The organism is Azospirillum brasilense (assembly GCF_005222205.1).
GTDB classification, from domain to species: Bacteria; Pseudomonadota; Alphaproteobacteria; order Azospirillales; family Azospirillaceae; genus Azospirillum; species Azospirillum brasilense_G.
This window is the reverse complement of sequence record NZ_CP032348.1, coordinates 579,168-598,767: the sequence shown is the minus strand read 5'-3', so window position 1 is coordinate 598,767 and position 19,600 is coordinate 579,168. Positions and strand designations below refer to the sequence as shown.

General features: G+C 70.1%; 23 protein-coding genes. 16 read left to right on the top strand and 7 right to left on the bottom strand.

The genetic code is table 11. The features are described 5' to 3' along the window. Window positions 1-158: 158 nt before the first annotated feature. From D3869_RS34575 to D3869_RS28660, 6 genes are all read left to right on the top strand, one after another. Complete coding sequence (locus tag D3869_RS34575; protein WP_137143065.1) at window positions 159-1,403, top strand: flagellin; 1,245 nt, start codon at window positions 159-161, stop codon at window positions 1,401-1,403. Between the two features lie 110 nt (window positions 1,404-1,513). Continuing rightward, a complete protein-coding gene (gene flaF / locus D3869_RS28680) occupies window positions 1,514-1,906 on the top strand; it encodes a flagellar biosynthesis regulator FlaF (RefSeq protein WP_119510515.1) in 393 nt (130 codons plus the stop codon). Then, window positions 1,896-2,333, top strand: coding sequence for a flagellar biosynthesis repressor FlbT (locus tag D3869_RS28675; protein WP_137143064.1), 438 nt, complete (start codon window positions 1,896-1,898; stop codon window positions 2,331-2,333). The genes flaF and D3869_RS28675 overlap by 11 nt, the downstream gene beginning before the upstream one ends. Before the next feature lie 5 nt (window positions 2,334-2,338). Then, the gene (locus D3869_RS28670; RefSeq protein ID WP_137143063.1) at window positions 2,339-2,719 is read left to right on the top strand and encodes a flagellar protein FlaG; all 381 of its coding nucleotides are present in this window, start codon (window positions 2,339-2,341) and stop codon (window positions 2,717-2,719) included. Further along, complete coding sequence (locus tag D3869_RS28665; protein WP_137143062.1) at window positions 2,716-3,510, top strand: DUF1217 domain-containing protein; 795 nt, start codon at window positions 2,716-2,718, stop codon at window positions 3,508-3,510. Before D3869_RS28670 ends, D3869_RS28665 begins: the two co-directional genes overlap by 4 nt. A gap of 88 nt (window positions 3,511-3,598) precedes the next feature. After that, window positions 3,599-4,633, top strand: coding sequence for a hypothetical protein (locus D3869_RS28660; protein WP_137143156.1), 1,035 nt, complete (start codon window positions 3,599-3,601; stop codon window positions 4,631-4,633). A 32-nt stretch (window positions 4,634-4,665) separates the two neighbouring features. Here D3869_RS28660 and D3869_RS28655 read toward each other — a convergent pair whose 3' ends face one another. Then, window positions 4,666-5,862 carry an MFS transporter gene (locus D3869_RS28655; RefSeq protein ID WP_247896033.1) on the bottom strand — a complete coding sequence of 399 codons (1,197 nt, stop codon included), beginning with the start codon at window positions 5,860-5,862 and terminating at the stop codon, window positions 4,666-4,668. A 232-nt stretch (window positions 5,863-6,094) separates the two neighbouring features. Here D3869_RS28655 and D3869_RS28650 point away from each other — a divergent pair, with 232 nt between their 5' ends. Continuing rightward, window positions 6,095-6,967, top strand: a complete 873-nt coding sequence (locus tag D3869_RS28650) for a LysR family transcriptional regulator (protein WP_137143061.1) — start codon at window positions 6,095-6,097, stop codon at window positions 6,965-6,967. A 6-nt stretch (window positions 6,968-6,973) separates the two neighbouring features. On the opposite strand, the gene D3869_RS28645 is transcribed toward D3869_RS28650, so the two are convergent. Next, on the bottom strand, window positions 6,974-7,582 hold the full coding sequence (locus D3869_RS28645) for a hypothetical protein (protein WP_137143060.1): 609 nt from the start codon (window positions 7,580-7,582) through the stop codon (window positions 6,974-6,976). Next, entirely contained in the window at window positions 7,579-8,919 is a 1,341-nt protein-coding gene (fliI, locus tag D3869_RS28640) for a flagellar protein export ATPase FliI (RefSeq protein ID WP_137143059.1), read from the bottom strand. The genes D3869_RS28645 and fliI overlap by 4 nt, the downstream gene beginning before the upstream one ends. A 146-nt stretch (window positions 8,920-9,065) precedes the next feature. On the opposite strand from fliI, the gene D3869_RS28635 reads away from it, so the two are divergent. The 9 genes from D3869_RS28635 (at window position 9,066) to D3869_RS28595 (ending at window position 16,150) form a co-directional block, all read left to right on the top strand. Continuing rightward, a complete protein-coding gene (locus tag D3869_RS28635; RefSeq protein ID WP_081863486.1) occupies window positions 9,066-9,437 on the top strand; it encodes a flagellar basal body protein in 372 nt (123 codons plus the stop codon). Window positions 9,438-9,457: 20 nt separating this feature from the next. Continuing rightward, window positions 9,458-9,877, top strand: coding sequence for a flagellar basal body rod protein FlgC (gene flgC, locus D3869_RS28630; protein ID WP_137143058.1), 420 nt, complete (start codon window positions 9,458-9,460; stop codon window positions 9,875-9,877). Window positions 9,878-9,891: 14 nt separating this feature from the next. Continuing rightward, the gene (locus D3869_RS28625) at window positions 9,892-10,269 is read left to right on the top strand and encodes a flagellar hook-basal body complex protein FliE (RefSeq protein WP_137143057.1); all 378 of its coding nucleotides are present in this window, start codon (window positions 9,892-9,894) and stop codon (window positions 10,267-10,269) included. Between the two features lie 155 nt (window positions 10,270-10,424). Next, window positions 10,425-10,691: a flagellar biosynthesis protein FliQ gene (gene fliQ / locus D3869_RS28620; RefSeq protein ID WP_035682228.1), complete on the top strand. Its 267-nt coding sequence runs from the start codon at window positions 10,425-10,427 to the stop codon at window positions 10,689-10,691. A gap of 1 nt (window position 10,692) precedes the next feature. Beyond that, window positions 10,693-11,463, top strand: coding sequence for a lytic transglycosylase domain-containing protein (locus tag D3869_RS28615; protein WP_137143056.1), 771 nt, complete (start codon window positions 10,693-10,695; stop codon window positions 11,461-11,463). A gap of 70 nt (window positions 11,464-11,533) precedes the next feature. Continuing rightward, window positions 11,534-13,627: a flagellar biosynthesis protein FlhA gene (flhA, locus tag D3869_RS28610; RefSeq protein ID WP_137143055.1), complete on the top strand. Its 2,094-nt coding sequence runs from the start codon at window positions 11,534-11,536 to the stop codon at window positions 13,625-13,627. Between the two features lie 10 nt (window positions 13,628-13,637). Further along, on the top strand, window positions 13,638-14,396 hold the full coding sequence (locus D3869_RS28605) for a flagellar biosynthetic protein FliR (protein ID WP_094306581.1): 759 nt from the start codon (window positions 13,638-13,640) through the stop codon (window positions 14,394-14,396). 13 nt (window positions 14,397-14,409) lie between these two features. Beyond that, window positions 14,410-15,510 (top strand): flagellar biosynthesis protein FlhB, encoded by a 1,101-nt coding sequence (gene flhB, locus D3869_RS28600; protein WP_137143054.1) that lies wholly within the window; start codon window positions 14,410-14,412, stop codon window positions 15,508-15,510. Between the two features lie 100 nt (window positions 15,511-15,610). Further along, entirely contained in the window at window positions 15,611-16,150 is a 540-nt protein-coding gene (locus tag D3869_RS28595; RefSeq protein WP_137143053.1) for a hypothetical protein, read from the top strand. A 180-nt stretch (window positions 16,151-16,330) separates the two neighbouring features. On the opposite strand, the gene D3869_RS28590 is transcribed toward D3869_RS28595, so the two are convergent. The 4 genes from D3869_RS28590 to D3869_RS28575 all read right to left on the bottom strand — a co-directional run bounded on the left by D3869_RS28590 (window position 16,331) and on the right by D3869_RS28575 (window position 19,570). Continuing rightward, complete coding sequence (locus D3869_RS28590) at window positions 16,331-17,332, bottom strand: glycosyltransferase family 9 protein (protein WP_137143052.1); 1,002 nt, start codon at window positions 17,330-17,332, stop codon at window positions 16,331-16,333. 247 nt (window positions 17,333-17,579) lie between these two features. Continuing rightward, the gene (locus tag D3869_RS28585) at window positions 17,580-18,107 is read right to left on the bottom strand and encodes a flagellar protein FlgN (RefSeq protein ID WP_137143051.1); all 528 of its coding nucleotides are present in this window, start codon (window positions 18,105-18,107) and stop codon (window positions 17,580-17,582) included. After that, window positions 18,104-18,409, bottom strand: coding sequence for a rod-binding protein (locus D3869_RS28580; protein WP_137143050.1), 306 nt, complete (start codon window positions 18,407-18,409; stop codon window positions 18,104-18,106). Before D3869_RS28580 ends, D3869_RS28585 begins: the two co-directional genes overlap by 4 nt. Window positions 18,410-18,433: 24 nt before the next feature. Continuing rightward, on the bottom strand, window positions 18,434-19,570 hold the full coding sequence (locus D3869_RS28575) for a flagellar basal body P-ring protein FlgI (protein WP_175426650.1): 1,137 nt from the start codon (window positions 19,568-19,570) through the stop codon (window positions 18,434-18,436). Between the last annotated feature and the right edge of the window lie 30 nt (window positions 19,571-19,600).

The window sequence follows — 19,600 nt, the reverse complement described above, 5'->3', positions numbered from 1 at the left end:
TCACCACCCCGGAAATCTTGCCGTTTTTTACTCCGGTTTAAACGGGGTCGGTCACAGTCGAATGGTCGGTTGCGCGCCCATAAAAACCAAGTGGGAAGGCCCGCGCACCCGGCCCCAGCGTCAGAAAGGCGCTCTGCATCTCGCGAATGGAGATACATATGGCCTCGATCATGACCAACACCTCGGCGATGACCGCGCTGCAGACGCTGCGCCGCGTGACCGACGATCTGGCGACCACCCAGGATCGCATTTCGACCGGTCTCAAGGTCAACAACGCCAAGGACAACGCCGCCTACTGGTCGATCGCCACGACCATGCGCGCCGACGTCGCCGGCTTCAAGGCGGTGAAGGAATCGCTGGAACTGGGTTCGGGCACGACCAACACCGCGTCGGTGGCGTCCAAGAACATCGTCGAGAACCTTCAGACGCTGAAGGCCCGCGTCATCGCCGGCCAGACCAACGGCGTCGACAAGTCGCTGATCCAGAACGACATCGACCAGCTCGTCAAGCTGGTGAAGGGCGCCGCCGCCGACGCCTCCTTCAACGGCGACAACCTGCTGCGCATCACCTATTCCAACGACGGCACGGCCAAGGACCAGAACGTTGACATCCTGGCGTCGCTGAGCCGCAGCGCCGGCACGGTCGATCCGAGCTACATCAGCTTCCAGCGCCAGGACATGCAGGTCACCTCGATCGTCGGCAAGGCCACGATCGAGCAGCAGGTGGACTCCACCAACGACCTGAAGGCCAGCGTCGGCATCGCCATCGGTGCGCCGGACACCACCTTCATCGACGGCCAGAACCTGGGCCTGGGCAACCTGACCCTGAACGTCACCAACGAGGCGGGCACCAAGTCCGCCGTGACGGTGGACCTGTCGGGCATCGACTACACCACCGACCTGGCGACCACCCAGGGCCTGATCGTGACCGCGGTCAACACGGCCCTGACCGCGGCCGGCGGCGACTTCCAGGTGGCCTTCAACGGCGACAAGCTGGAATTCACCGACCAGGACCTGAACACCGACGGCAACTTCACCGCCAAGGTGGACAGCCTGTGGGTCGGCTCGAAGGAAAGCGACGCCTTCGGCGGCCTGGCCGACCTGACGCAGATCGACGTGACCTCCAACGCCACCAAGTCGCTCGAGGTCATCAACGGCCTGCTCGACAAGGCCATCGGCAAGGCCGCGGTGATCGGTTCCATCGAGAACCGCGTGTCGGTGCAGAACGACTTCGTGTCGAAGCTGACCGACTCGATGAACAAGGGCATCGGCTCCCTGGTGGACGCCGACATGAACGAGGAATCGAGCCGCCTGCAGGCCCTCCAGGTCCAGCAGCAGCTCGCCACCCAGGCGCTGTCGATCGCCAACCAGGGTCCGCAGAACATTCTCTCGCTGTTCCGCTAACCCGGTCCGGCCGGCGTCCCGCTCCCGACGGGGCGCCGGCCCTTTTTTCATCTCACGCCCAGCCCCAGCCCCATTCCGGCGCCCCCGTGCGCGTTGCATAAGGTGCGACCATGAGCATCGCCGCCTACCAGCAGACGATGGCCGAGTGCGAAGACCCGCGCCGCATCGAATATCTGGTCTTCCTCCGCATCACCCTGGACCTGGAGGCCAACCGCGACGCCGGCTGGCGGTCGGCGGCGCTGAAGGACGCGCTGTGGCGCAACCTGGAACTCTGGAACACGCTGCGCGCCGACCTTCTGGAGGACGGCAACGCGCTGCCCGAGGCGCTGCGCGCCGGGCTGGTCTCGCTGTCCTTCTCGGTGGCGCGCCAGACCACCCAGGTGCTGCGCGGCGAGGCCGACGCGGGCACGCTGATCGACATCAACCGGTCGGTCATGCGCGGCCTGCAGGGCGTCGCCCGGACGGAGGCCCCCGCTCCGATGGAGGCCGCCCATGGCGCTTAAGCTCCGCCTCAAGCCCTGCGAGCGCGTGGTCATCAACGGCTGCGTCGTGCAGAACGAGAACCGCCGCTACACGCTGACCGTCAGCAATTTCGCCCAGATCATCCGCGGCAGCGACATCATGCAGGAGGACGAGGCCGACACCCCGGTCCGCCGCGCCTATTTCGTGATCCAGAGCATGCTGCTGGACCCCCAGGCCGCGGAGGAGTACGGCAGCGTCGTCGCCGGCATGATGGCGAAGCTCTACACGGCCTTCATGCATCCGGAGATGCAGGACCGCATCATGCAGGCGATGCGCAACGTCAGCGATCGCGACTACTACAAGGCGCTGGCCTGCCTGCGGCCGGTGATGGCCTACGAGGACGGGCTGCTGAACGCGCAGCGCTCCCCGCGGGACGAGCGCATTCCCGAGACCCGTGTGGAGGCGTGACCGCCATGCCCGCACCCATCCAGGGACTGACCGGCGGCGTGTCCGGCGTCAACGGCGAGCGCGGCACCGCCAGCGCCGACCTGATCGCCGAAGCCCGCCAGCGCCAGGCCGACCGGCTGCGCGCCGCCCAGGCCGAGGCCGTCAAGGCCACCGAGGTGGTCGAGGAGGCTCGCGTGTCGGCGGAATCCGACAACAACCGCCGCCAGCCCGACCCCATCCCGCCCTACCGCGTCAACCTCGACCCCGGCACCGGCCGCCTGTCCACCGAGGTGCTGGACACCCACACCGGCGAGGTGATCCTGCGCATCCCGCCCTCCTACGCCGACCCGGCGGAGGACGTCGCGGAGGAGAGCGGGCGGCCGAAGGCCCCGGAGGTGAAGGCATGAGCACGCTCCAGGACTACCGCCAGATCGTCCGCTACCAGGACCGCTACGACGCGATGATCCGCTCGCGGCCCGACGTGAAGCGCAACATCGCCTATTTCGAGGCCAACATCGGCAAGATCTCCAGCGCCGAGGAACTGCTGAAGGACGACAAGCTCTACCGCTTCGTCATGGTGGCCTTCGACCTGGAAAGCCAGACCTACGCCCGCGCCCTGATCCGCAAGGTGCTGGACCAGGGGGTGCAGGACCCGGAGGCGCTGGCCAACCGCATGAACGACGCCAAGTTCAAGGAGATGGCCACCGTCCTGTCCTTCAAGGAGACGGGCGGCGCCACGCTGAAGGAGCCGGCGATCGTCAAGGCCATCGTCGACCGCTACGTCGACGTGTCGCTGGAGGTGAAGGCGGAGGAGAGCAACCCCGCCGTCCGTCTGGCGCTGTACTTCGACCGCAAGGCGCCGAGCATCACCAACTGGTATCAGGTGATGGCCGACCGCGCGCTCCAGAAGGTGGTCTTCACCGCGCTCGACATTCCCGAGCAGTCGGCGCTGGGCGATCTCGACCGGCTGGTCGACAAGCTGAAGAAGCGCTTCGACATCGCCGATTTCAAGGACCCGGACAAGCTCGGGAAGTTCCTGGACCGCTTCTCGGCCATGTACGACCTGAAGAACGGCGGGCCCGCGGGAGCCTCCACAAACCTCCCCTACATCGGGCCGATCAACAGCCGCGGACGCTCCTCGATCATCGCCATCGACCCGTCCATCACCATGTCGCTGCTGAACTTCCCGCGCTTCTGAGCGGCGGCGTTCCGGCAAGCCGAATTCCGGGAGACTGGCTGTGCAGCCGAGCCGACAGGCCAGGCCGCCGGGCGCCTGGCCGCACGTCGTGGCCCTGCTGCCCGGCCCGGACGACCGGGACGAGGATACGGCCCGCGACTCCCTCCACATTTTGCCGATGACCATCCTGCCGCTGGAGACCCCGGGCCTGCGCCGGGCGCGGCTCATCAAGAATGTCCGGCTCCAGACGGTGGTGGAGCTGTTCAACGACGTCCACGCCGGCAGCGGGCAGGTGATGCCCAGCCAATTGCCGCTGCATTTCGGCAACCGCTCGCCCGAGCTGGACCGCGACCTGCTGATGATCGGGCAGATCGCCCAGGCCGCCAGCTTCGACGTCTATTCCCTGCGCATCGAGCTGCGCCGCCTGAAGATCGCGGTGGACGAGCACGCCGCGCTCCGCCTGTCGCAACGCCGCCGCGAGCAATTGACCCGCTACATGCGCGTCTTCACGCGGCCGCTGATCGAAAGCGTCTACGGCAGCGACGACGTGCAGGTGCAGAATGTCGAGGACCTGATCCGCCTGTTCGCCGAACCCGATCTGGCGGAGGTGCGCCGCCGGCTGACCATGATGGCCGACCGGCTGGACATCGCCATGGCCGACATCCCGGCCTTCCTGGAAGAGTACGGCGACATCTTCCTGTCGCTGGCCTATTTCAAGCAGTGCCTGGACGAGATCGTGCCCGACGTGCAGGCCTTCCTGGCCTGGATGGACGCGGTGCGCGGCTTCAGCGAGGTCCGCCGCGACGCCCGCCACTCCCGGATGCTCGACGAGGTGGGGCGCGACCTGACGGAGATCGCCGCCTCCATCACCGGGCGGTTCGAGAGCTTCGACAATCGCTCCAAGGATTTCTGGCGCAACATCAACGCCCAGAGCTTCCGCAGCATCCGCGACCTGATCACCAACCATCACGTCACCATCGGCGGGGTGCTGTGCGGGCTGGCGGTGAAGATGGCCCTGTGGAAAGCCCGTTTCTCCAGCGGCGGCGGCCCGGTCCGCCGGCTGGAGTTCATCCGCTCCGAGATCCTGCCGGGCCTGTCCCACATCCGCTCCCTGGAACGCTCGGCGCGGAGCGGGGGGCGCTGAGGCCCCCCCGATCTTCCAATTTTCTGGCCCCCTTACCGGCGCCGAGCGGCGAGCTGGAGGGCGGTGGCCGCCGCGGCGACGGCGATGCCCAGGCCGGTCACGGCGGTCCAGCCCCCGGCGTTCCAGGCCAGCGTCGCCGCGCTCGACCCCAGCGCGCCGCCCAGGAACATGCCGCCCATGAAGATGGTGTTCAGCCGGGCGCGGGCCTCGGGGCGCAGGGCGTAGACGATGTGCTGGTTCGACACCAGCGCCGCCTGGACCGCGAAGTCGAGCAGGATCACCCCGGCGACCAGGCCGGCGACCGACGTCCACAGCCCGAACAGCAGCCAGGAGGCGAGCGTCAGCAGCGTGCCCAGCAGGATCACCCGGTGCGGCCCGCTGCGGTCGGCGATCCGTCCGGCCATCGGGGCGGCCAGGATACCGACCGCGCCGACGATGCCGAACAGCCCCGCCGCGTCGGCGCCCAGGCCGAAGCGCGGCTCGGCCAGACGCAGCGCCAGAATGGTCCAGAAGGTGGTGAAGGCGGCGAACAGCAGCCCCTGGGTGACCGCGGCCAGCCGCAGCGCCGGGAACTCCCGCCACAGATGGACCAGCGAGCGCATCAGCGCCGGGTAGCGCAGGGTCGCGTTCGGGTGGCTGCGCGGCAGCATGACGGCCATCAGCGCGGCCGCAGCCAGCGCCAGCGGCACGGCCAGCCAGAACATGGCGCGCCAGCCCTCATGCGTGCCGACGAAGCCGGCCAGCGTGCGGCTGAGCAGGATGCCGGTCAGCACCCCCGACATGACGGTCCCCACCGCCGCCCCGCGCCGCTGCGGCGAGGCGAGATGCGCGGCGAAGGGGACGATCTGCTGCGCCACCGTCGCCGAGACGCCGAGCAGCAGCGAGGCGGCGACCAGCAGGGCGGGACCCTGCGCCAGCGCCGTCGCGACCAGCGCCGCGGCGAGCAGCAGGAACTGCCCGACGATCAGCCGCCGCCGCTCCACCAGATCGCCCAGCGGCACCAGCAGAAGCAGTCCGGCGGCGTAGCCGAGCTGCGTGGCGGTCGGGATCATGCCGGTCAGCGGGCCGGGCAGGTCGCCCTCGATCAGGCCCAGCATGGGCTGGTTGTAGTAGATGTTCGCGACGGCCAGCCCCGCGGCGGTGGCCATGGCGAAGGTCAGCCCGCGCCCGAGCCGGGTCTGTTCCGGTGCGTGGGTCGATGTGTGGGGCATTGTGTCGGTGATGCTCATGACGGGGGTCCTTTCCGACAATCCCTCTCCCGCCCCGGGAGAGGGTGGCGCCGGAGGCGCCGGGTGAGGGTGCCGCCAAGGATCGAAGCGCTGATCCTTGGCGGCACCCTCACCCTTCCGGGGCGGGAGAGGGGTTCTCAACGTGCGAAAACCTTGGAACGGACCCTATCGCACTTTCACAATCCGCATCAGTCATGCAGAATGAATGGCCTGTATGTCGGAATGTGAAGCAATGGACCTCGCCGGACTCGCTGTTCTGGTGGAAGCCGCCCAGGCCGGCAGCCTCGCCGGGGCGGCGCGGCGGCTGGGCATCTCGCCGCTGATGGCGACGCGGCGGCTGTCCGCGCTGGAGGAGGCCATGGGGGCGCGGCTGATGCAGCGGACCACCCGCTCCCTTGCCCTGACGCCGGAGGGGGAGGCGATGCTGCCCTTCGCCCAGGCGATGCTGGAGAACGAGGCGGCGGCGCGGGCCAGCGTCCGCCCGTCCTCCGCCGGGGCGTCGGGGCTGCTGCGGCTGACCGCCTCCGCCGCCTTCGGGCGCAAGGTGGTGGTGCCGGTGGTCGCGGACTTCCTGAAAGACAACCCGCAGGTCTCGGTCGATCTGCTGCTGACCGACACGGTGGTGGACATCGTCGGGCAGGGCATCGACCTCGCCATCCGCATCGCTCATCTGAAGGACAGCGCGCTGATCGCGCGGCGGCTGGCCGACAACCCGCGGGGCCTCTACGCCACGCCCGGCTATCTGGCGGCCAGAGGGACGCCCGCCGCCACCGTCGATCTGGCGGAGCACGAGTGCCTGTGCCTGTCCGGCACGACCCATTGGAGCTTCGCGGGCGACGGGCGGGAGCGGCGCATCCGGGTGCGCGGCCGTTTCACCGCCAACTCCATCGAGGGGTTGCGGGACATCTGCCTCGCCGGGCTCGGCATTGCCATCCTGTCCGAGTGGGACGTGCGGGAGGAGGTGGCGCAAGGCGCGCTGGTCGCGCTCCGCCTCTGCGACGGCGAGCTTGAGCCGCTGGCGGTGTGGGGCGTCCATCCCTCGGCGCGCTTCGTGCCGCCGAAGGTGCGGCTGTTCATGGACGCGCTGGCGAAGGCGCTGCGCTGACCGGAGTCAGAGGCGGACGGCCGGGCGGTCCGCCGGCTGGGTGGCGTGCAGCTCGTAGAGCTTCGCCAGGATTTGCGGGGCGGGCTGCTCCGCCTTGGGCGCCGCCTTGTCCGCCTTATCCGCGGCGTCGTCGGTGCCCGGCGTCTTGCGGGCGAGCGCCTCCGCCAGCACGGCCGGGGACGGGCGATGGTCCGCCGGCGGCTCCTGCGCCGCGCCGGCGAGGAAGGGCAGGGGCGGGGCGTTGGACGGCACGTCCTTCGCCGGGGCCTTCGTCTCTTCTGCGCCGCCCTCGGCCAGCGTGACGAGGTGGCCGAGCGGGTCGTCGCCGGTCACCGCCTCGAAGGCGGCCATGGCGGCGCTGCCCAGCAGGCCGATGGGGCCGCCGAACAGGAAGCCGCCGGCCAGCCGCGCCGGCAGGCCGATCTCGTCGCCGGTGGCGTGGCGGTAGACCTGCGACACCCCCGGCAGATGTTGCAGCGGGTTCACCGCGTCCAGCAGGTCGCCGAAACCCAGGCCGAGGTCCGTCCCCTCCTGCTTTGCCGGAGCTTTCACGGCGTCCCGTGCGGCGGTGGTCGGGGCAAGCGCGCGGGTGGCGAGTGCGGTGGCGTTGGTCATGGCGTGGCTCCGGCGGGAACGGCGAGGATGCGGTCGAGGATTCGGAAGGACTCGGGGGACGGCGTGGCGTCGTCCTTGCCCTGGCGCAGGAACTCCTCCAGCGCCGGGTTCAGCGCGACGGCGCCGTCCACCTCCGCGTCGGTGCCCTGCTTGTAAGCGCCGATGCGCACCAGCTCCCGCATGTTGTCGTAGGTGGCGGCGAGGCTCCGCGCGCGGTGCAGCAGGGCGTTCTGCTCCGCCGTGTGGCAGCCGGGCAGCAGGCGCGACACGCTGCGCAGCACGTTGACGGCGGGGTAGCGGCCCTGCTCGGCGATGCGGCGGTCCAGCACGATGTGGCCGTCGAGGATGCCGCGCACCGCGTCGGCGATGGGCTCGTCGTGGTCGTCGCCGTCGACCAGCACGGTGAAGATGCCGGTGATGTCGCCCTGGCCCTCCGAACCCGGTCCGGCGCGCTCCATCAGCTTGGGCAGCTCGGCGAAGACGCTGGGCGGGTAGCTCTTGGCGGTCGGCGGCTCCCCGGCTGCCAGCCCGATCTCGCGCTGGGCCATGGCGAAGCGCGTCACGCTGTCGATCAGGCAGAGGACATGCAGACCGCGGTCGCGCAACTCCTCCGCCACGGTCAGGCAGAGATGGGCGGCCTGCCGGCGCATCAGCGGCGGCTCGTCCGAGGTGGCGACCACGACGACGGAGCGGGCGAGGCCGTCGGCGCCCAGGTCGTCCTGGATGAACTCCTGCACCTCGCGCCCACGCTCCCCGACCAGCCCGATCACGATGGCGTCGGCTCCGGCGTGGCGGGCGACCATCGACAGCAGCGTCGATTTGCCGACGCCCGACCCGGCGAAGACACCCATGCGCTGGCCGCGGCAGATCGGCGTGAAGACGTCGATGGCGCGCACGCCGGTGTCCATCTTCGCCCCGACCCGGCGGCGCGCGTAGGCCGGCGGCGGGGCGGCGCGCAGCGGACGGGCGTGGTGGCCGTTGCGCAAGGGGCCGCGCCCATCGATCGGCTCCCCCAGCGCGTTGACGACGCGGCCCAGCCAGCCGGGGCCGGGGCGCAGCGTGAAGGCGGTGTCGTCGGTGACGGCGGCGCAGCCCTCCGCCACGCCGTCCAGATTGTCGAAGGCCATCAGCAGCGTGCGGCCCTGGCGGAAGCCGATCGTCTCGCACAGCAGGCGCTGGCCGCGCGCCGTCTCGGCCCAGCATTTGTCGCCCACCGCCAGGACGCGGCGCAGTCCCTCCACCTCCAGCGTCATGCCGGCGGCGCTGCGGATCTCGCCGCGCCAGGATCGGGTCGGCATCCGCTCGATCTCGGACAGAAGGTTGGAAAGCACGCGCATTGCCGGGACGTCTCCGCCGTGTCGGAACGGCTCGATCCTGACACGAGGATTTTAAATCCGGTTTTAAACGCCGGGAGTCATCTTGGCCCTGCCTTGCTTTCCGGCTTCGCGATAGGGCCGTTCCAATGGATTTTAGCAATATTTCGGTGTTTCGGCTGACCGGCGCGCGCCTCGATTACTTGGCGGAGCGGCAGAAGCTGATCGCCGCCAACGTCGTGAACGCCAACACGCCCGGCTATCAGCCGAAGGACCTGAAGCCCTTCGCGGCGCTGATGGACGGCCCGCAGACGGTGGCGCCCGCGCTCACTTCGCCGATGCACCTGACGGGCTTCAACCCGTCCGGCGCGGTGCAGGAGGCGCGCAAGCCCGAGCAGTGGGAAACCACGCCGGACGGCAACGCCGTATCGCTTGAGCAGGAGATGAACAAGGGCAGCGAGACGCGCGACGCCTTCGCCCTGACCGCCGGCCTGTTCCAGCGCAACCTGCAGATCCTGCGCGCCGCCTGGCGCGCCGGCTGACGATATCCGGAGTCCTTCCCATGCTCACCGATCCCCTGGCCGCGACGATGCGGATCGCCAGTTCGGGCCTGCAGGCGCAGGGCACCCGGCTGCGCGTGGTCGCCGAGAACATCGCCAACGCCGATTCCACCGCCATGACGGCGGGCGGCGATCCCTACCGCCGCAAGACCGTCTCCTTCGCCACCGCGATGGACCGTGCCGCCGGGTCGGAGCTTGTGAAGGTCAAGCAGATCGGGCGCGACCGCAGCGACTTCCAGCTTGTCTACGAGCCCTCGCACCCCGCCGCCGACGAGAAGGGCTACGTCAAGCGCCCGAACGTCCAGCCGCTGATCGAGATGATGGACATGCGCGAGGCCAGCCGGTCCTTCGAGGCGAGCGTCAACGTCATCGAGCAGTCGCGCAGCATGATGAGCCGCATGATCGACCTTCTGCGCGGCTGAGGAGACCCAAGAGCATGATCGAACCCATCGGCCGCGCCGCCGCCGCCTACGGCCTCCACCGCGCGCCCCTGGCCCAGCCGGCGCCCGCCGCCTCGCTCGCCACGCCGCCCGCCGCGGCGGCTTCCGCGTCTTCGCCGTCCGCCGAGACGGCGGCGTCAGCGTCGTCGGCGGCGGAGAGCAGCTTCGGCGCCTTCCTCGACCGTCAGGTGTCGCAGGCGGTGGAGACGCTGAACGAGGGCGAGCGCATGTCCGTCGCCGCCGTCACCGGCAAGGCCGGCACGCACGAGGTCGTGCGCTCCGTGCTCGCCGCCGAGATGACCGTGCAGACGGTGGTGTCGATCCGCGATCGCATGGTGCAGGCCTATCAGGACGTCATGCGGATGGCGATTTGAGCGCGTGTGTTGGGACGCATTGCCCCCACCCTGACCCTCCCCCGCTAACGCAGGGGAGGGGATGACCTCCCTCCCTTGCGAAGCGGGGGAGGGAAGGGGCCCGCGGCGAAGCCGTGGGAAGGGTGGGGGCAACACGTTCCCCCAGGAGAACCCCCATGAACGAAGCCGACGTGCTGGAAGTCCTGCGCACGGGCATCTGGACGATGCTGCTGATCGCCGCGCCGCCGCTGGTCGTCGCGGTGCTGGTCGGCGTGGCGATCTCGCTGGTCCAGGCGCTGACCCAGGTGCAGGAGATGACTTTGACCTTCGTCCCGAAGATCGTCGCCATCCTGGTCACCACCGTGCTGGCGCTGCCCTTCATGTACGGCGCGCTGACCACCTACGCCGACCGGTTGGGCAGCCTGATCGTCTCGGTGCGGTGACATGCGGCGGCTGGCCGGACTGGCGGCGCTGCTCCTGGCCGGGACCACGACCGCCGCGGAGGTGAAGCCGCCGGCCGCGCAGATCGGCACATGGTCAACCGCCCTCTACGCGCCGCGCGTCCTGCCCGCGCGCAGTCTGCCGCCGGAAGCCGCCTGCATCGACGCCATCCTGGCGGCGGAGCGCGAGGCCGGGGTGACCGACCACATGCTGCTCGCCATGGGCTTCACCGAGGCCGGGCGGATGACCGCCGACCGGCTGTTCACCGTCTGGCCCTGGACCGTCAACACCGAAGGCTCCTCCCACTACTTCCCGACGCGGGATGAGGCCATCGCCTTCGTGCGGGCCGCGCAGGCGCGGGGCACGCGCTCCATCGACGTCGGCTGTCTCCAAGTCAATCTGAAATGGCACCCCGACGCCTTCCCCGACCTGGAGACCGCCTTCGACCCGCGCGCCAACGCCCGCTACGCCGCGCGCTTCCTGGGCGACCTGCACCGCGCGCAGGGATCGCTGGACGCCGCCATCGCCCGCTACCACTCCGCCCAGTCGGAGCGCGGGGCGGCCTATCGCGAGCGGGTCGGCGGCAACCGGCGCTGGGTGGCCGGCGCTATGGATTACCTGAAGGCGCTGGCCGCCGGCCCCCAGGCCGCCGCGTCCCAGGCCGTTCCCGGCGCGCTGCCCGCCTGGGGCAAGGCCGAGCTTGGCCGCCTGTCCTTCCTGTCCAGCCTCTACGCCAACGCGGCGGTGAAACCCCTTCTGCCGGGCGCGGACTGACCCCGACGTAAAAGCCGGTTTTACCGCGGGGCGCTAGCGTACCAACGGTGCCGCACCCTGGAGTTCCCGCATGGCTTTCACGGACACCCTTCGGAACCGGATGACCAGCCTCGGCGATGCCGGGCTGGCGAACCGCGACGTGCTGTTCGCGCTGGGCATCCTGCTGGTGCTGGCCGTGCTGTTCCTGCCGGTGCCGACCTGGTTCCTCGACCTCGGGCTGACGCTGTCGCTGGCGGTCAGCGTGCTGATCCTGATGGTCTCGCTGTGGATCAGCAAGCCGCTGGACTTTTCCTCCTTCCCGACCGTGCTGCTCGTCGTCACGGTGCTGCGGCTGGCGCTGAACATCGCGTCCACCCGCCTGATCCTCAGCCACGGGCACACCGGCCCGTCCGCCGCCGGCCATGTGATCGAGGGCTTCAGCCAGTTCATCATGGGCGGCAACTTCGTGATCGGCGTGGTGATCTTCGCGATCCTGATCGTCATCAACTTCGTGGTCATCACCAAGGGCGCCACCCGCATCGCCGAGGTCGGGGCGCGCTTCACGCTGGACGCCATTCCCGGCAAGCAGATGGCCATCGACGCCGACCTCTCCGCCGGCATGATCGACGACGTCGAGGCCCGCCGCCGCCGCAAGGAGCTGGAGGACGAGAGCACCTTCTTCGGCGCCATGGACGGCGCGTCGAAGTTCGTGCGCGGCGACGCGGTGGCCGGGCTGGTCATCACCGCCATCAACGTGCTGGGCGGCATGGCCATCGGCATGGCGCAACAGGGCATGTCCTTCGAATCCGCGGCGTCGGTCTACACCATCCTGACAGTGGGCGACGGTCTGGCGACGCAGATCCCGGCGCTGGTCGTCTCGCTGGCCGCCGGCCTGCTGGTGACCAAGGGCGGCAACGTCGGTTCCGCCGATCAGGCGGTGCTCGCCCAGCTCGGCGGTTATCCCAAGGCGCTGATGGTGGCGGGCGGGCTGCTCTGCACGCTGGGCGTCACGCCGGGCCTGCCCGCCGCCCCCTTCGTCCTGCTGGGCGGGGGCTTCGGCGCGGCGGGCTGGTACGCGATGCGCGGCAAGATGCGCCGCGCCGCACTCGCCCGGCTGGAGGAAAGCCGCAAGGCCCCGACCGCCCCCGCCGAGGAGGCGGTGGAGGACATGCTGAAGGTGGACGAGGTCAAGGTGGAGGTCGGCAACCACCTCGTCCCGCTGATCCTCAACAAGAACGGTCCGCTGACCGGCAAGGTGAAGACGCTGCGCAAGCGCTTCGCCAAGGAGTTCGGCTTCATCCTGCCGTCGGTGCGCATCAAGGACAGCAGCTTCCTGCCGCCCAAGGGCTACGTCGTCAGCGTCATGGGCGTCGAGGTGGCGAGCGGCGAGGTGCGGCCCAAGCAGCTTCTCGCCATCGACCCGTCCGGCGGGGCGGCCCCCGACCTGCCCGGCGAGGCGACGCGGGAGCCGACCTTCAACCTCCAGGCCCGCTGGATCGACCCGGCGCGCCACGAGGAGGCCATCGCCAAGGGCTACACGGTGGTCGACCCGGAAAGCGTCATCACCACCCACCTGACCGAGGTCATCAAGGACCATCTCTCGACCCTGCTGACCTTCGCGGCCATGCAGAAGCTGCTCGACGGGCTGGGGCGGGAGTACCAGAAGCTGATTTCCGACATGGTGCCGTCGCGCATCACGCTGGTGGTGGTGCAGCGCGTGCTCCAGGCGCTGCTGGCGGAGCGGGTGTCGATCCGCAACCTGCCGGCCATCGTCGAGGCTATCGCCGAAGCGGTGAACTGGACGCGCAACATCACGCTGGTCACCGAGCATGTGCGCGCGCGGCTGGGCCAGCAGATCTGCCAGTCGCTGACGGCACCCGACGGCTTCGTCCCGGTCATCGTCCTGACCCCGCGCTGGGAGCAGGCGCTCCAGCAGAGTGTCATCGCGGAGGGCGAGGATCGCCGCTTCGCCATGCCGCCGACCCAGGTGCAGGAGTTCCTGACCGCGCTGCGCATCACCATCCAGAAGCACGCCACGCCGCAGGTCTGGCCGGCGCTGCTGGTCGGGGCGGAGGTGCGGCCCTTCGTCCGCTCCCTGCTGGAGCGGGTCAGCCCGATGACCCCGGTGATCAGCCACGCCGAGCTGCACCGCAAGGTGTCCGTCAAGACGATCGACCAAGTCTGAAGGAGCGGTGATGGACACGCTCGCCGACCTGCTCAGCCTGGAGGTCTACCGCGCCTTCCTGGTCTTCGCCCGCGTCGCCGCGGCGGTCAGCCTGCTGCCGGGCTTCGGGGAGCTGGCGGTGCCGCCGCGGGTGCGGCTGTGCATCGCGATCCCGGTGGCGCTGGCGCTGACCCCAACGGTGCCCGGCCTGCCCGACCGGCTGCCGCCGGACGCCGCGGTGATGCTGGAGCAGATCTTCGCGGAGACGGTGGCCGGCGCCTTCCTCGGGCTGGGGGCCAAGCTGTTCCTGGCGTCGCTCCAGGTCGCCGGCAACATCGCCGCGCAGGCGATGGGGCTCAGCAACCCTTTTGGGACCGATGCGGCGGGGTTCGAGAGCGGGTCCATCCTGTCGGGGACGCTGGTCATCGCCGGGCTGGCGCTGCTGTTCGCGCTCGACCTGCATTACCTGATGATCGACGCGCTGGTGCGCTCCTACGGAAGCTGGCCGGCGGCGACGCTGCCCGATCCCGGCATGGTGGCGGGGCGCTACGCCCAGCTCGTCGGCGTCACCTTCCGGCTGGGCGTGCAGATGGCCGCCCCCTTCCTGGTCTTCGGCATGATCGCCAACATGGCGCTGGCCCTGGTCAACCGGGTGATGCCCTCGATGCCCGTCTATTTCGTCGCCACCCCGGCGATGGTCGGCGGCGGGATGCTGGTCTTCCTGGTGACGGCGGGGGCGATGGTCACCGCCACGCTGGCGGCGCTGGCCGGCTGGCTCGGCGGGCGATGAGAAGGGGGCGGCGATGTCCGACAACACCCAGGACGAGGAACAGAAAACCGAGGAGCCGACCGAGAAACGGCTGCGCGAGGCGATGGAGAAGGGCGACGTCCCCCGCGCCCGCGACGTCGGTCTGGCCGCCACCATGGCGGCGGCCTGGCTGATCGCCGCGGCCGGCGGGCCGCTCGCCGCCTCCCGCATCGCCGAGGTGCTGCTGCCGTTGATCGAGAATCCGAACGACATCCGGCTCGACGGCGGTCCCTACGACGTGATGAACAGCCTGCGCTGGCTGATCGGCGGGGTCGCGGTGGCGATGCTGCCGGTGCTGGGCCTGCTGGTCGGCGGGGCGGTGGTGTCGGCGGTGGGGCAGGGGCCGCTGCTGGCGGCGAGCGACCGCATCCAGCCCAAGCTGTCGCACCTGTCGCCGCTCAGCGGCTGGCGCCGCATCTTCTCGCGTCACGCGCTGGTCGAATTCGTGAAGAGTCTCGTGAAACTGGCGATCATCGCCTGCGCCGTCTGGTTCGCCGTGGCGCCCTACATCGATTGGACGGAGGGGATCGTGGGCATGGACGTTGCGGCGCTTCCCGACCTGCTGCGGGACCTGACCCTGCGGCTGCTGTTGGCCGTCCTCCTGGCGACGGTGGTGATGGCCGCCGTGGACGTGCTGTGGAACCGGCTGGAATGGCGGCGCCGCCTGCGCATGACCTTCCAGGAGCTGAAGGACGAGTTCAAGCAGACCGAGGGCGACCCTCATCTAAAGGCGAAGCTGCGCGAGATCCGGCGCGACCGCTCGAAGCGCCGCATGATGGCGAACGTGCCGCGCGCCACGGTGGTCATCGCCAACCCGACCCACTTCGCTGTGGCCCTGGAGTACGACCGCGCGAAGATGCCGGCGCCGGTCTGCCTCGCCAAGGGGGCCGACCTCGTGGCGCTGCGCATCCGCGCGGTGGCCGAGGAGAACGGCGTGCCGGTGATCGAGAACCCGCCGCTCGCCCGCGCCCTCTACGCCGCGTCGGAGGTCGATGCGGTGATTCCGCTTCAGCATTACCAGGCGGTGGCCGAGGTGATGATGTATGTGCTGCGCCTGAAGAACGGAGGGACCGCGCAACCGGCGCAACGGGCGTGACGGGGCGGGAGCCGGATGGTTTGGAATTTCGCTTAATGTCTTCTCAACGGGTTTGGCGGTAGACGAAGGAACTCACCACCTTCCGCGGCGCATCACGGCAATGAGTGACAGCGACGACCTGTTCGAGATGTACCGCTCCGACCGCGCCGCCTCCGGCGCGCTGAAAGGGGAGGCGCTGGCCAGCGCGCTGGCCGACAACGTGCGGCGCAGCTTCGCCGAGATGGACCGGCTGATCGCGGAGGTGACCCAGGCGCTGGCCCAGGCGCGCTACACGCTGCGCCTCGCCCCGTCGGTGGTGGACCGCAGCGCCTACGTCCAGCACGACCGCTCCTCCGAGAGCTTCCGCGATTATCTGCGCCTGTGGAGCCACCGCCGTGCCGAGGCCGGCAGCGGCGGGATGCATTGGGAAGCGAAGATCCTGGTCACCGACAGCCGCCGCCGCACGGCGGAGATCGGGCTGGGCGTGGCCGTCGAATGGCCGACCGCGGATCGCGCGGCCGATTGCGCCTTCGTGGAGTTCTGGACGACCGGCCAGGGTGTCAACCTGCCCTCCGAGGGCCGCAACTTCCAGCGCGGCCTGGTCGCCTGCCTGCGGCGGCTGGAGGAGGCGGGGGAAATCACGCCCGCCGTGAAGCGGTGATCCGAGAGCCGGACCGCTACCCTCTATAATCCCCTCTCCCCCCTGGGGAGAGGGTTAGGGTGAGGGGGATGCGCGTGGCGGATCGTCCGGCAAAAGCGCATCCCCCTCACCGGCCCTTCGGGCCACCCTCTCCCCGGAGGGGAGAGGGTTATGACGGCCGGTGGCGATAGATAACCGTGGTCACGAACGGACCAGTGCCTCGACCTCTTTGATCGCCGCATCGGCGGGAATGCGTTCCATCTCGCGGCCGCCGAAGGCGGAGGCGGTCAGAACGGCGCCCCGCGTCACCTTGGGGCGCAGCTTCTCCGCGATGGTCGGGCCGTAGAGGGTCAGCAGCGGCACGTCGGCGAGGCCGAACAGGTGGCTGGTCCCGCTGTCGTTGGCGACCGCCGCCGCGCAGCGCCGGGTCAGCGCGATGGTGCGGATCGGGGAATAGCGCGGCTCGGCCAGATCGGCGTCCTGGAGCGGGAACAGCGCCTGCGGCACGGCGGCGCGCAGTTCGGGCAGCCAGTCCAGCTCCGCCGGGCCGAGGATGAAGACCGGCACCCTCCCATCGGCGACCTGGGCGCGGGCCAGCTCCACGAAGCGGTCCAGCGGCCAGCATTTCACCCGCTTGCCCGCCCCCGGCGCGATGGCGACGTAGCCCGGCCCGTCGGGCAGGACGGCGCGCGCCTCGGCCTCGGCCTCGGCCGGGATGGGCACGGCCATGTCCAGCGGGGGGCGGCGCCCGCCGGCGACCTCCAGCAGGTCGAACAGGCGGTCCAGCACGTGCCGCGGCTCCTCGTAGCCGGGGGGTGGGCGGCGGTCCGACAGGCGGTAGCCGGCGCAGGCCGAGACGAACAGGTCGTGCTTCAGCCGCCGCGCCAGCAGCGTCCGCCAGGGCAGCGCCTGGGTGTCCAGCACCAGGGAGAAGCGATCCTTGATGGGCATGGGCTTCAGCAGGCCGAGCGGGCTGCGCCCGATGCCGGTGTCGGGGCGGAACTCGTCGATCAGCCCGTCCATCATCGGGCGCAGCGTGGTCGCCAGATGGGTGCCCTCGGTGGTGATCCAGGTGATCCGGTGGTCCGGGAACAGCCCCCGCAGGGCGCGCACGAAAGGAATCTTGATGAGCGCGTCGCCGATCAGCTCGCCATGGGTGAAGACGGCGAGCGACGGGGAGCCGGCGCGGTCGGTTGCGGGCATGCGGAAGCCTCAGGAGGACGCGGACGCTGGACTATAACGGCCCGCATCCGGCGGCGGAACCCTCCGCAAAGCTGCCGTCTTTCAATCCCCTTTCCCGCCCCGGGAGAGGGAAGGGGCCCACGCGGAAGCGTGGGAAGGGTGAGGGTGCTGCCGAGAATCGGCCCCTTGATCCTTGGACGACCCTCACCCGGCGCCTATGGCGCCACCCTCTCCCGGAGCGGGAGAGGGAACTCTAATTCGGCTGGGCCTACAGCTCCGCGTTCAGGCCCGACGCCGACAGCTCGACCGGGCGCACGGCGTGGCCGGAGGGGGCGTAGAGGCCGTCGCTGGCCGCCTTCTCCAGGGCCACCAGAAGGCTGCGGTTGATCGACAGCACCGCCTTGCGCATGGCGACCAGCCCGGCCGCGTTGTCGTTGATGGCGCGGTCCAGCCGCTCCACCCGCTCCAGGATCATCGCGCGCAGATCGTCGTTCAGCCGCAGCGTGCCCGACTGCGCCTGAGTCATGATGCCGCCCAGACGGTCGGCCATCGCCTGCTTGCGCCGGGCGTAGACCTCCAGCCCCTCCAAGTCGCCGGCGGCGAGCGCCGCGGTCTCCTCGTCGAGCAGGACGCTCAGTTCGGCCACCGTGTCGAGGAACTCCGTCATCACCACAGCGGTCGGCCCATCGGCCAGCGCCGGGATCTCAGGTTCCGGAGCGGCGACGGGGGCGGCGTCCGCCTCCGGCTTGGCGTCGGGGGCGAATTCGCGGATCAGGTCCTTGAAACGGCGGCTCATCCCTTGGTTCCTTCGCTCGTCTGGCCGTAGAGGCGGGCCACGTCGGCCTCGACCATGCGGCCGATCCCCAGCGTGCCGGCCTCGGCGATGGCCTTGCCGTATTCCTGGAGCATGAAGCTGCGCCACGTCCGCTCGCCCTGGCCGCCGCCGAAGGCGCTGCCGGTCTCCACGCCGGCGAACATGGACTCCAGCATCTGCCCGACCATCAGCGCCTCGAACTCCTGCCCGGCCTTCTCGGCTGAGTGGTTTTGGGTGGTGGGTTTCGCGGTTTGGGCGGTCGGGGAAAGGGGGGAGATGTCCATCGCTTTGTCGTCCAGCCGGAGGGGTCAGATGATTTCCAGATCGGCGTGCAGCGCGCCCGCCGCCTTGATCGCCTGGAGGATGGCGACCATGTCGCGCGGCCCGACGCCCAGCGCGTTCAGCCCGTTGACGAGCTGCTGCAGGCTGACGTTGCCGCCGATGGTGACGAACTGGCGCCCGTTGCCCTCCTGCACCTGCACGTCGGTGCGCGGCACCACCACCGTCTGCCCGTCGGAGAAGGGCTGCGGCTGCGACACCTGCGGCGTCTCCACCACGCGGACGGTCAGGTTGCCCTGGGTGATGGCGACGCGGCTGATGCGCACGTCGTCGCCGATGACCACGGTGCCGCTGCGCTCGTCCACCACCACCCGCGCGATGCCGTCCGGGCGCACGGTGAGCTGCTCGATGTCGCCGATCAGCCGGGCCACCGCGCCGCTGTAGCGGGGCGGGATGCGGACGTCGACGGTGGTGGCGTCCAGCACATGGACGGCGCTGTTGCCCAGCCGCACCGCCACCGCGTCGGCGATCCGGTTGGCGGTGGTGAAGTCGGGGTTGCGCAGGGCCATGCGAACGGCGGTCGTCTCGTCCAGCGCGAATTTCAGCTCGCGCTCGACGATGGCGCCGTTGGCGATGCGGGCGCTGGTCGGCACGCCCTTGGTCACGTTGGCGGCCACCCCGCCGGCGGAGAAGCCACTGACCGACAGCGATCCCTGGGCCACGGCGTAGGCCTGTCCGTCGGCGCCCAGCAGCGGCGTGACCAGCAGCGTGCCGCCGAGCAGGCTGGTGGCATCGCCCAGCGCCGACACGGTGATGTCGATGGTCGTGCCCTGGCGGGCGAAGGGCGGCAGCGAGGCCGTGACCATCACCGCCGCGGCGTTGCGGGTGCGCAGCACCTCGTCGCGGGTGTTGATGCCCAGCCGCTCCAGCATGCCCTTCAGGCTCTGCTCGGTGAAAGGCGTGTTGATCAGCCGGTCGCCCGAGCCGTTCAGCCCGACCACGAGGCCGTAGCCGATGAGCTGGTTGCGGCGCACCCCGTCGAAGGTGACGAGATCCTTCACCCGCGTCTGGGCCAGCCCTTCGCCCGCCAGGGCGGCGGCGCCCAGCAGGCAGGCCGCGGCCAGCGCGGCCACGCGGAGGGCTCGGCGGATCGGACCATGCTTCATCAGACCGTCTTTCATCATCCCGCAGGCAGG